The organism is Avibacterium endocarditidis (assembly GCF_002921145.1).
Lineage (GTDB): Bacteria > Pseudomonadota > Gammaproteobacteria > Enterobacterales > Pasteurellaceae > Avibacterium > Avibacterium endocarditidis.
Map to the genome: position 1 here is coordinate 3,106 of NZ_PQVI01000012.1, position 12,401 is coordinate 15,506.

Genomic DNA, 12,401 nt, shown 5'->3' on the forward strand with positions numbered 1-12,401 from the left:
ATTATCGCCGCACTTGACCAACGTTCGGCGGGATTAACCTTGAAGACATCAAAGCCCCAGAGTGTTTTTACATTGAACAAAAATTGCGTGAGCGAATGAATATTCCGGTATTCCACGATGATCAGCACGGCACAGCCATTATTTCAGCGGCTGCGGTCATCAATGGGCTACGCATTGTGAATAAAAAAATTGAGGACGTCAAACTGGTGGCTTCAGGCGCCGGAGCGGCGTCTATCGCTTGCTTGAACTTGTTGGTTTCCCTTGGAATGAAAAAAGAACACATCACCGTGTGCGATTCCAAAGGCGTGATTTTCAAAGGCCGTGATGAACGAATGGACGAAACCAAAAAGCTTTACGCCATTGAAGATAACGGCACGCGCACCTTGGCAGACGCAATGCCGAATTGTGATATTTTCCTTGGCTGTTCCGCGGCGGGCGCATTGACCCAAGAAATGGTTAAAGTGATGGCGCCAAATCCGCTAATTCTTGCTTTGGCAAACCCAGAACCTGAAATTTTACCGCCACTTGCCAAAGAAGTTCGCCCTGATGCGATTGTTTGTACAGGCCGTTCAGACTATCCAAACCAAGTGAATAACGTGCTTTGTTTCCCATTCATTTTCCGTGGTGCATTAGATGTGAGCGCCACCACCATTAATGAAGAAATGAAATTAGCCGCGGTGTACGCCATTGCCGATCTCGCCTTGGCAGAGCAAAGCGAAGTGGTTACTTCCGCCTATGGTGGCGCGGAAATTTCTTTTGGGCCAGATTATTTAATTCCAAAACCATTCGATCCGCGTCTTATTGTGAAAATTGCCCCAGCGGTTGCGAAAGCGGCGATGGATAGCGGCGTGGCAACCCGTCCGATTGAAGATTTTGATGCCTATTTAGAAAAACTCACTCAATTCGTTTACAAAACGAATTTATTTATGAAACCAGTGTTCTCGCCCAAGGCGAAACAAGACAAAAAACGTGTCTTACTGACAGATGGTGAAGAAACGCGCGTGCTTCACGCCGTGCAAGAAATTGCCACTTTAGGCATTGCACAACCTGTGTTGCTAGGACGCACGCATATCATCGCAGAGAAAATCAAAAAACTTGGCTTACATCTTGAAGCGGGACGTGATTTTGACATTATCGACATCGAAAACAATCCTTACTATGACGAATGCTGGCAACGTTATCACGACAAGTTAAAACGCCAAGGAATGACGCCATCAGGCGCAAAACGTAAAATGTTGCATAATCCGACCGCACTTGGCACAGTGTTGTTAGAACTTGGCAAAGCCGATGCAATGCTCTGCGGATTGGTTGGGCCTTATGCTTCTCACTTAGGCGCAATCAAAGATTTCACTGGTGTGAAAGCAGGCGCAATTCCTGCTACTGTGAATGGTTTGGTGTTACCAACAGGCAACTTGTTTATCGCCGATACGTTCGTTAATCCAAATCCAACGGCAGAAGAATTAGCGGAAATCACCTTAATGTCTGCGGCAGAAGTTCGCCGTTTTGGTATCGAGCCACAAGTGGCGTTGGTTTCCCATTCTAATTATGGTAGCTTCAATGATGAAAATGCAGTGAAAATGCGTGAAGTGTTAAAACTTGTGCGTGAAAAAGCGCCAGAATTAATCATTGATGGTGAAATGCACTGCGACATTGCGCTTTCCGAAAGTTTACGCAACGAAGTGATGCCAGATAGCCCGTTAAAAGGCGCAGCAAACTTGCTAATTATGCCAACAATGGAAGCGGCGCGTATCAGCCTTAACTTACTACAAGGCACCGCAACACCAATCACCATTGGGCCAATCTTAATGGGTGTAAATAAAACCGCGCATATTTTAACCTCTGCCTCTTCCGTTCGCCGTATTATCAATATGGTGGCGGTTGCCGCAGTGAAAGCACAGCAAGAAGCTTAAAAAGGAAAAGAGAGTTAGGGCAGATTTTCTGCCCTATTTATTTTTCGCTAGAAATTTAAACTTTTAATGATCTTAATCAAGTTTCTTGCTAGAATACGCAAGAATTTAGTACCTAATGATTATTTTAAGAAGGAAAATTTTATGGCTTACACTCTACCTGAACTAGGCTATGCCTACGATGCATTAGAACCACATTTCGATGCGCAAACAATGGAAATTCACTACAGCAAACACCACCAAGCTTATGTGAACAACGCTAACGCCATTTTAGAAACGTTACCGCAATTTACTGAACTTTGCCCGGGTGAGTTAATCACCAAATTAGCAGAAGTGCCAGCAGATAAACGCACAGGTTTACGCAATAATGCCGGTGGCCACGTTAATCATAGCTTGTTCTGGAAAAGCTTGAAAAAAGGCACTACCTTACAAGGCGCGTTAAAAGACGCCATTATCCGTGATTTCGGTTCTGTGGAAGCATTCCAAGCAGAATTTGAAAAAGCAGCTGCAACTCGTTTCGGTTCTGGCTGGGCGTGGTTAGTGTTAAACAACGGTAAATTAGAAGTAGTTTCCACAGCAAACCAAGACAGCCCGTTAATGGGTAAAGAAATCGCAGGTTGCGAAGGCTACCCAATTTTCGGTTTAGATGTTTGGGAACACGCATACTACTTAAAATTCCAAAACCGCCGTCCAGACTACATTAAAGAATTCTGGAACGTGGTGAACTGGGATTACGCAGCAGAGCGTTTTGAGAAAAAGTAACATCTAATTCATCATTCAAAATGAATTTCATCTTATCCCCTCTTTAATGAGGGGATTTTTTTATCTTTCTTCTAAAAAAATAGGCAAGTTATTCACTCGCCTATTTTCCGATTTAGCTAATTTAAGAGGTTTAGATTAAAAATGCGTTGTTTAGCGAGCAACGGCTAAACAAGGCTGAATTTGGTTTAAGATTTCTTTTACTAAACGCGCAGGGGCGGCTACTACGTTGCCTGAAGTTAAATAGCTGTGTCCGCCTTCAAAATCCGTGACTAAACAACCAGCTTCGCGGGCGATAAGATCACCTGCTGCAATGTCCCAAGCTTTCACGCCCATTTCAAAATAGCCATCAACACGGTTAGCAGCCACATAGCACATATCTAACGCTGCTGAGCCAGTACGACGGAAATCAGCCACTTTTCCTTCATTGACAAGATTGCTCATCATTGCAAATTGCGTTGGCATTGCCGACATTTTTTTGAATGGGAAACCGGTAGCTAAGATTGCGCCTTGCAATTCACGTTTGGTGTTTTCTGCACGCAGACGCAGTTCGTTGATTTTTGCGCCTTGTCCACGCACAGCGGTGAAGAGTTCATTACGGATAGGATCATAAACCACGCCAACTTCGGTTCTGCCTTTCACACGAACCGCGATAGAAACCGAAAAGTGCGGTAATCCTTTGATGAAATTTGTCGTACCATCTAGTGGATCAATCACCCATTGCACATCGCTTTCTTTACCTTCTAACGCACCACTTTCTTCAGTAATAATGGTATGGTCAGGATAGGCTTTTTGGATCACATCAATAATAGCTGCTTCAGAAGCTTTATCAATATTGGTAACAAAATCATTCGCGCTTTTTGCCACCGCTTGAATATCATCACGGCGTTCATAACCTTTAGCAATAATATTGCCCGCTTTTCGTGCCGCACGAATAGCGATATTTAACATTGGATTCATATTTCCACCAGATTTTAAAGAACATCATTTAAGGCCACGAATTATAGTGATTTTTTAAGCAAAAAGCGAGAAAAACCCTGTTGGGCGCGAAAAATTTTCCTATTTCTGACCGCACTTTGTGGGTATTGTGCTAGAATACCCACAATTTGTAGTCAGATAATGCAGAATCAAAATGTTAGAAAATATTCGCATTGTGCTAGTAGAAACCTCTCATAGCGGCAATATTGGATCAGCAGCACGCGCAATGAAAACAATGGGATTAAGCCAGCTTTATCTCGTTGCACCAAAACAAACTGTTGATGAGCAAGCCATTGCATTAGCGGCGGGAGCTGATGATGTGGTGAAGAATGCGGTTATCGTGCCGACCTTTGATCAAGCCGTAGCGGATTGTGAATTTGTTATTGGCACAAGCGCTCGCCTGCGCCATTTGCAAAGCACCTTACTTGAACCCCGTGCTTGTGCGGAAAAAGCGGTTGCCTTTGCGAAACAACATAAAGTCGCCATCGTGTTCGGGCGCGAACGTATTGGGCTAACCAATGAAGAATTGCTGAAATGTCGTTATCATTTAACCATTCCTGCCAATCCTGATTATTCTTCGCTGAATTTAGCAATGGCAGTGCAATTAATATGCTATGAATTGCGAATGGCGTGGTTGGAAGAAAATAAAAAAGACGTGGATTTATCACTTTCATCAATAGAAAACACCTATCCAACGGCACAGGAATTAGAATACTTTTTTGCCCATACGGAACGCCTTTATCAACAGCTAGGTTTCATTCAAAATCAAGGTGTTATGCAAAAATTAAGACGTTTATATCTGCGCGCCGAAGTGGAAAAAAATGAATTAAATATCCTACGCGGAATGTTAAGTGCGGTGGAAAAAAGCGGAAATTTCAATAGGGAATAGTTGACTAATTTAGAAGGTTATGTAAGATAACCGCCTAATTGCTAGAAGGAAGTAGAAGATGAAATTAACGTCAAAAGGTCGTTATGCTGTAACTGCGATTTTAGATATTGCATTAAATACTGAAAATGGCCCTGTTAGCTTGGCTGATATTTCAGAAAGACAGCATATTTCCCTTTCTTATTTAGAACAATTATTCGCAAAATTACGCCGCCACGGTTTGGTGAAAAGTGTGCGTGGCCCCGGTGGGGGGTATCAGCTTGGGCAACCAAGCGATAAAATTTCTATTGGAATGATCATCGCTGCGGTGAATGAAAATATCACCGTAACCCGTTGCTTAGGACAAGGGGATTGCAAAGGCGGGCAGCAATGTTTAACCCATTCTTTATGGGACGAACTCAGCCAGCGAATTGAAAATTTTTTAAATGAAATTACTTTGGCGGAACTGGTGGAAAAACATCATCAGGAAAAGCCTCAGCACCGTCATCATAAAGATTTTGACAATTTAGTGATGCTAAACGAAAACGCTTAGTGTTTTATCGTCAAAATCCTTCGCCTTAAAAATAAAGCCCTTAGCTTTAATAAATAAAGTGCGGTGCAAAATAATAGATTTTTTTAGGAGTGTAGAATGAAATTACCTATTTATTTGGATTATGCGGCAACTTGCCCTGTGGACGAGCGTGTCGCGAAAAAAATGATGGAGTTTTTAACCATCGAAGGCACGTTCGGGAACCCTGCGTCCCGTTCTCATAAATTCGGTTGGCAAGCGGAAGAAGCCGTTGATGTGGCGCGTAATCACATTGCCGATTTAATCGGTGCGGATAGCCGTGAAATCGTGTTCACCTCTGGAGCGACAGAAGCCGACAACCTTGCAATTAAAGGTGCAGCGCATTTTTATCAAAGCAAAGGCAAACACATTATCACCTGCAAAACAGAACACAAAGCGGTGCTAGATACTTGCCGTCAGTTAGAACGTGAAGGCTTTGAAGTTACCTACTTAACACCGAAATCAGACGGTTTAATCGACTTAGAAGAATTAAAAAATGCAATGCGTGACGACACCATTTTAGTGTCTATTATGCACGTTAATAACGAAATTGGTGTGATCCAAGATATTAAAGCCATTGGCGATCTGTGCCGTGAGCGTAAAATTATTTTCCACACCGATGCAACACAAAGCGTGGGTAAATTGCCGATTAATTTAGCGGAATTGAACGTGGACTTAATGTCTATGTCAAGCCACAAACTTTACGGGCCAAAAGGGATTGGTGCGTTATATGTACGCCGTAAACCGCGCGTTCGTTTAGAAGCGATCATTCACGGTGGCGGCCACGAACGTGGTATGCGTTCTGGTACATTGCCTGTTCACCAAATTGTGGGTATGGGCGAAGCCTATCGCATTTGTAAAGAAGAAATGGCAACCGAAATGCCACGCTTAAAAGCATTGCGTGATCGTTTGTACAACGGCTTAAAAGACATCGAAGAAACCTATGTGAATGGCTCAATGGAACACCGTGTGGACAACAACCTAAACATCAGCTTTAACTATGTGGAAGGTGAAAGTTTAATGATGGCATTGCGTGATATTGCCGTTTCATCAGGTTCAGCTTGTACTTCAGCCAGCCTTGAGCCGTCTTATGTGTTGCGTGCTTTAGGTCTAAACGATGAGCTTGCACACAGCTCAATCCGCTTTACTGTGGGACGTTACACCACCGAAGAAGAAATTGATTACACCATCAATCTGGTGGAAAGGGTGCGGTGGAAAAATTAAGAGAATTATCCCCATTATGGGATATGTTCAAAGAAGGCATTGATCTTAACTCAATTGAGTGGACTCACCATTAATTTAGCAAAAGGAACAGAAAAATGGCATATAGCGACAAAGTAATCGATCATTATGAGAACCCGCGTAACGTAGGTTCATTCGATAAAAAAGATCCAACCGTGGGAAGCGGAATGGTGGGCGCGCCTGCTTGTGGCGATGTAATGCAGTTACAAATCAAAGTGAATGATGACGGCATTATTGAAGATGCAAAATTCAAAACGTACGGCTGCGGTTCAGCCATTGCTTCAAGCTCATTGATCACTGAGTGGGTGAAAGGCAAATCTCTTGATGAAGCTCAAGCCATCAAAAATAGCCAAATTGCGGAAGAATTAGAACTTCCACCAGTAAAAGTGCATTGCTCCATTTTGGCAGAAGATGCCATTAAATCAGCTATCGCTGATTACAAAGCAAAACGCGGCGAATAATTTAAGCAAATAAAAGTGCGGTGAAATTTAACCGCACTTTTCATCATTTTGTGGAGAACCTTATGAGCGTAACATTAACCGAAAGTGCAGCAAATCGCGTCAAAACCTTCCTTGCTAACCGTGGCAAAGGCATTGGGTTACGCTTAGGCATTAAAACCTCAGGCTGTTCAGGCTTGGCTTATGTGCTTGAATTTGTGGATACCTTAAACGAAGACGATCAAGTTTTTGAAGATCACGGTGTGAAAGTAATCGTGGATACCAAAAGCTTGGTGTATCTCAACGGCACACAACTGGATTTTGTCAAAGAAGGCTTAAACGAAGGGTTCAAATTCACCAATCCTAACGTGAAAGATGAATGTGGCTGCGGCGAAAGTTTTAACGTTTAATAGGAACACCAATGAACAATCCTTTTGCATTGTTTGATTTGCCAGTGGCATTTTCACTTGATCTTGATCTCTTGAATAACCGTTATTTGGCATTGCAAAAATCCCTGCATCCCGATAATTTTGCACATCGTTCAACGCAAGAACAGCGTTTAGCAATGCAAAAATCGGCAGAAGTGAATGATGCCTTGCAAATATTAAAAGATCCCATTGCCCGTGCTGATAGCATTATTGCCTTGCATTTAGGCAACCAAAATGTGGAAGAAAAAACCAGCCAAGATATGGCATTTTTAATGCAACAAATGCAATGGCGCGAAGAGCTTGAAGATATTGAACAGCAGAAAGACAGCGATGCGCTAATGCAGTTTTCCGATCAAATCAGCGCACAACGGCAGGAAATTTTAATCCTATTAAATACCGCACTTTCTGCGCAAGATTGGGCAAAGGCACAAATGCTGACGGATCGTTTACGTTTCATCAAAAAACTGTTACTTGAAGTTGAACGCATTGAAGACAACTTAATGGATTTTTAAAGAGAATAACAATGGCTTTATTACAAATTGCGGAACCAGGACAAACCAGCGCGCCGCACCAACACAAATTAGCGGTGGGCATTGATCTTGGCACAACCAATTCCCTTGTTGCCACCGTGCGCAGTGGAATGGCAGAAATTTTATTGGACGAAAAAGAGCGTGCATTAACGCCTTCAATTGTTAATTTTTCTGCCAACCAGCCCGTGCTTGTGGGGTATGAAGCCGGGGAATTAGCCAGTCTTGATCCGCAAAATACCATTATTTCTGTTAAGCGTTTAATCGGCCGTTCATTGGCGGACGTGCAGCATCGTTATCCGAATTTGCCTTACCGTTTTCAGCAAAGCGAAAATGGTTTGCCTTTATTTGAAACCGCGCAAGGTGTGCGTAGCCCCATTGAAGTTTCAAGCGAAATTCTGAAAAAATTGACCGCACTTGCAGAAAAACGCCTCGGCGGCGAATTGCAAGGGGCGGTGATCACCGTGCCAGCCTATTTTGATGACGCACAACGTCAAAGCACCAAAGATGCAGCGAAATTGGCAGGGTTAAACGTATTACGTTTACTTAATGAACCCACCGCAGCCGCCATTGCCTATGGCTTAGACAGCGGACAAGAAGGTGTCATTGCAGTTTACGATCTAGGCGGCGGCACTTTTGATATTTCCATTTTACGTTTATCCAAAGGCGTGTTTGAAGTGCTGGCTACGGGCGGTGATACGGCATTGGGCGGTGATGATTTCGATCATCTGATCGCCGATTGGATCGTGGAACAATCTGGCATTGCACCGCAAAATGATCAACAAACCCGTGAGCTTTGGAACTTAGCGAAACAGCTGAAAACCGCGTTGTCTGACGCGCAAAGCAGCCGCGTTGAATATCAAAATTGGCAAGGCGAGCTTAGCCGCGAAACCTTTAATCAGCTCATTGAGCCGTTGCTGAAGCGCTCATTAATGGCCTGTCGCCGTGCATTAAAAGATGCAGGCATCAGTCCACAAGATGTGCGTGAAGTGGTGATGGTGGGTGGTTCAACCCGTGTGCCATTTGTGCGTGAAAAAGTGGGCGAGTTTTTCCAACGTGAGCCATTAACCGCTATCGATCCTGATAAAGTTGTAGCACTTGGGGCGGCGATTCAAGCGGATATTTTAGTGGGCAACAAGCCAGATAGCGAAATGTTGCTATTGGACGTGATTCCGCTTTCCTTAGGGATTGAAACAATGGGCGGTTTAGTGGAAAAAATCATTCCACGCAACACCACCATTCCTGTGGCAAGAGCGCAAGAGTTCACCACCTTTAAAGACGGTCAAACCGCAATGAGCGTGCATATTGTGCAAGGTGAGCGTGAAATGGTGGCAGATTGCCGCTCCCTAGCGCGTTTTACCTTGCGTGGTATTCCGCCAATGGCAGCAGGGGCTGCGCATATTCGCGTAACCTACCAAGTGGACGCAGACGGTTTGCTGAGTGTAACCGCAATGGAAAAATCCACTGGCGTGCAATCCTCCATTCAGGTGAAACCCTCTTACGGGCTAACCGATGAAGAAATTGCCGCAATGCTGAAAGCCTCAATGGAAAATGCCAAAGAAGACATTCAAGCACGTTTATTAGCGGAACAGCGCGTGGAAGCAACCCGTGTGATTGAAAGCGTGCATTCTGCCTTGCAACAGGACGAAAGTCTGCTGAATGATGAAGAATTAAGTGCGGTGAAAAATGCGTTAATTTCGCTGCAAGAATTAGTACAACAAGAAGATAGCCTTGCCATTAAGCAAGGCATTAAAGCCTTGGATCGTGCCACGCAAGAATTTGCTGCACGCCGTATGGATAAATCCATCAGAACGGCACTTTCAGGGCATTCTATTGATGAAATTGAGAATTTTAAGGAATAGTGATTATGGCTAAAGTGATTTTTTTACCTCACGAAACCCTTTGTCCGGAAGGAATGGTGGTGGACGCCGCCGAAGGGGATAATTTATTAGATGTGGCATTAGATGCCGGCATTGAAATTGAACACGCTTGCGATAAATCCTGCGCTTGCACCACCTGCCACGTGATTATTCGCGAAGGCTTTGATAGTTTAAATGAAAGCAGCGAAGCGGAAGACGATATGCTAGATAAGGCTTGGGGCTTAGAAGTAGATAGCCGTTTAAGCTGCCAATGCCAAATTGGCAATGAAGATCTTGTGGTGGAAATTCCAAAATACAGCTTAAACCACGCAAGAGAAGAGCATTAAGCATCGCTAAGCAAAAACTAACTAAGATTTAATTGGGGCGGAGTAAAATCCGCCTATCTATTTTATGGCGAAATATGTCGTGATTTGTTTAAGATCAAATCGCTATAACTCATAAAGATTTAGTTTTTGCCTTTTTAGTAATGAGCTTAGATAATAGTCAGCATTGTCCTAACCTTGAATAGAAGGAAAAATATGAAAATCCAACAAACCATTAAGCAAAACCATCTTGGGCTGTTATTCCAACAAGGCTCATTTGGGATTGAAAAAGAGAGCCAGCGTGTACACGCAGACGGCTCTATCGTAACCACTGAACACCCTAAGGTTTTTGGCAATCGATCGTATCACCCTTATATTCAAACGGATTTTGCTGAAAGCCAAGTGGAAATGATCACCCCGCCACAGCATAAATTGGAAGATAGCCTGCGTTGGCTTTCTGCCATTCATCAAGTGGTGTTACGTTCCATTCCTGAAGATGAATATTTGTTTCCTCTAAGTATGCCAGCAGGCTTGCCACCTGAAGATCAAATTCAAGTGGCACAATTAGACAATGCCGAAGATGTGGCTTACCGCGAGCATTTAGTGAAATCTTATGGCAAAAATAAGCAAATGGTGAGTGGGATTCATTACAACTTCCAGCTTGATCCTGAACTGGTACAGACCCTTTTTAAAGCACAGTCAGAATATCAAAGTGCGGTGCAATTTCAGAACGATTTATATCTCAAAATGGCGAAGAATTTCCTTCGTTATCAGTGGGTTTTACTTTATTTGCTGGCCGCAACACCAACGGTGCAAGACAATTATTTCAAACAAGGTAGCCCATTAAAAGCAGGGCAATATGTTCGCAGCCTGCGCTCAAGCCAATATGGCTATGTGAATGATCCTGAAATTAAAGTGTCTTTTGATAGCATTGAAAGCTATGTGGAAAGCCTTGAGCATTGGGTGAAAACAGGCAAGCTCATTGCCGAAAAAGAATTTTATTCCAATGTGCGTTTGCGTGGCGCGAAAAAAGCCCGCGAATTGCTCAACAACGGTATTCAATATTTAGAGTTTCGCTTGTTCGATCTTAACCCGTTCGATCAATACGGTATCACCCTCAGCGATGCGAAATTTATCCATTATTTCGTCTTATTAATGATTTGGCTTGATGAAACCGTGGATCAAAATGGTGTGGAATTAGGCAAGGTAAGATTGGCTGAAGTAGCACTAGAAAATCCCCTTTCACCAACCCAATATGCCGCAGAAGGTGAACAATTATTAAATCAATTATTAGCCATGTTGCAAGAGATTCAGGCTCCGCAAGAAATCAGTGAAATCGTGCAACAAAAATTACAACAGTTTGCCGATCCTGCTTTAACCCTTGGCGGACGTTTAGTGCAAGCCATTGAAAAAGCAGGTGATTACCAAAAACTTGGGGCAGCCCTTGCGCAACAATATAAAGCCAATGCTTTTGAGCGTTTTTATGCATTGGAAGCCTTTGATAATATGGAATTATCCACCCAAGCGTTATTGTTTGACTTGATCCAAAAAGGTATTAAAACAGAAATTTTGGACGAGCAGGATCAGTTCCTTTGCTTGCAAGTAGGCGATCATATTGAATATGTGAAAAACGGCAATATGACCTCAAAAGACAGCTACATTTCACCATTAATTATGGAAAACAAAGTGGTAACCAAAAAAGTGTTGCATAAAGCAGGCTTTAACGTGCCACAAAGTTTGGAATTTACCTCCGCCGAACAAGCTATTGCGAATTACGGCTTATTTGAAGGGCGCGCCGTGGTAATTAAGCCAAAATCTACCAATTATGGTTTAGGCATCACCATTTTCCAACAAGGGGTCAGCAACCGTGAAGATTTTGCGAAAGCCATTGAAATTGCCTTCCGTGAAGATAAAGAAGTGATGGTGGAAGATTATCTAAGCGGCACGGAATATCGTTTCTTCGTGCTAGGTGATGAAACCCTTGCCGTGCTATTACGCGTGCCAGCCAATGTGGTGGGTGATGGCAAACATAGCGTAGCAGAATTGGTCGCGGCGAAAAACGATCACCCATTGCGTGGCGATGGCAGTCGTACACCATTGAAAAACATTGCCCTTGGCGATATTGAAAAACTGCAACTCAAAGAGCAAGGCTTAACGGTGGATAGTATTCCTGAAGCAGGGCGTATTGTACAGTTACGCGCAAATTCAAATATCAGCACAGGCGGTGATAGCATTGATATGACCGATGAAATGCACCCAAGCTATAAAGCGCTCGCTGTTGGCATTACCAAGGCAATGGGCGCGGCAGTTTGTGGCGTGGATCTCATTATTCCGGATCTCCACAAGCCCGCTGAGCCAAGCTTACAATCTTGGGGCGTAATCGAAGCCAACTTTAACCCAATGATGATGATGCACATTTTCCCTTACTCAGGAAAATCCCGCCGCCTCACTTTGGACGTGATTAAAATGTTATTCCCAGAATTGCCAAACTAAAAGTGCGGTGCTTTT

10 protein-coding genes and 2 pseudogenes (1 of these 12 running past the window's edge) are annotated in these 12,401 nt (G+C 43.4%); 11 read left to right on the forward strand and 1 reads right to left on the reverse strand.

Going from position 1 to position 12,401, the window contains the following annotated elements; translation table 11 throughout:
- Both C3Z13_RS01435 and sodA read left to right on the forward strand, forming a co-directional pair.
- A pseudogene (locus C3Z13_RS01435) lies at positions 1-1,910 on the forward strand (NADP-dependent malic enzyme) (it extends 360 nt beyond the left edge of the window).
- Between the two features lie 141 nt (positions 1,911-2,051).
- Positions 2,052-2,669, forward strand: a complete 618-nt coding sequence (gene sodA / locus C3Z13_RS01440) for a superoxide dismutase [Mn] (RefSeq protein WP_103854775.1) — start codon at positions 2,052-2,054, stop codon at positions 2,667-2,669.
- 150 nt (positions 2,670-2,819) lie between these two features.
- On the opposite strand, the gene suhB is transcribed toward sodA, so the two are convergent.
- Positions 2,820-3,626: an inositol-1-monophosphatase gene (suhB, locus tag C3Z13_RS01445; RefSeq protein ID WP_103854776.1), complete on the reverse strand. Its 807-nt coding sequence runs from the start codon at positions 3,624-3,626 to the stop codon at positions 2,820-2,822.
- Positions 3,627-3,798: 172 nt separating this feature from the next.
- Between suhB and trmJ the strand changes: the two genes are divergently transcribed.
- The 9 genes and pseudogenes from trmJ to gshAB all read left to right on the forward strand — a co-directional run bounded on the left by trmJ (position 3,799) and on the right by gshAB (position 12,386).
- Positions 3,799-4,533, forward strand: coding sequence for a tRNA (cytosine(32)/uridine(32)-2'-O)-methyltransferase TrmJ (trmJ, locus tag C3Z13_RS01450; RefSeq protein WP_103854777.1), 735 nt, complete (start codon positions 3,799-3,801; stop codon positions 4,531-4,533).
- Positions 4,534-4,591: 58 nt separating this feature from the next.
- On the forward strand, positions 4,592-5,062 hold the full coding sequence (gene iscR, locus C3Z13_RS01455; protein WP_035686202.1) for a Fe-S cluster assembly transcriptional regulator IscR: 471 nt from the start codon (positions 4,592-4,594) through the stop codon (positions 5,060-5,062).
- Positions 5,063-5,158: 96 nt separating this feature from the next.
- A pseudogene (locus C3Z13_RS01460) lies at positions 5,159-6,375 on the forward strand (IscS subfamily cysteine desulfurase).
- Between the two features lie 21 nt (positions 6,376-6,396).
- Entirely contained in the window at positions 6,397-6,780 is a 384-nt protein-coding gene (gene iscU / locus C3Z13_RS01465) for a Fe-S cluster assembly scaffold IscU (protein ID WP_103854778.1), read from the forward strand.
- A gap of 62 nt (positions 6,781-6,842) precedes the next feature.
- Positions 6,843-7,166, forward strand: a complete 324-nt coding sequence (iscA, locus tag C3Z13_RS01470) for an iron-sulfur cluster assembly protein IscA (protein WP_035686194.1) — start codon at positions 6,843-6,845, stop codon at positions 7,164-7,166.
- Positions 7,167-7,177: 11 nt separating this feature from the next.
- A complete protein-coding gene (gene hscB, locus C3Z13_RS01475) occupies positions 7,178-7,696 on the forward strand; it encodes a Fe-S protein assembly co-chaperone HscB (RefSeq protein WP_103854779.1) in 519 nt (172 codons plus the stop codon).
- An 11-nt stretch (positions 7,697-7,707) separates the two neighbouring features.
- On the forward strand, positions 7,708-9,573 hold the full coding sequence (gene hscA / locus C3Z13_RS01480) for a Fe-S protein assembly chaperone HscA (protein WP_103854780.1): 1,866 nt from the start codon (positions 7,708-7,710) through the stop codon (positions 9,571-9,573).
- A 5-nt stretch (positions 9,574-9,578) separates the two neighbouring features.
- Positions 9,579-9,917: an ISC system 2Fe-2S type ferredoxin gene (fdx, locus tag C3Z13_RS01485; RefSeq protein ID WP_017805156.1), complete on the forward strand. Its 339-nt coding sequence runs from the start codon at positions 9,579-9,581 to the stop codon at positions 9,915-9,917.
- 192 nt (positions 9,918-10,109) lie between these two features.
- Positions 10,110-12,386 (forward strand): bifunctional glutamate--cysteine ligase GshA/glutathione synthetase GshB, encoded by a 2,277-nt coding sequence (gshAB, locus tag C3Z13_RS01490; RefSeq protein WP_103854781.1) that lies wholly within the window; start codon positions 10,110-10,112, stop codon positions 12,384-12,386.
- The last annotated feature ends 15 nt before the right edge of the window (positions 12,387-12,401 follow it).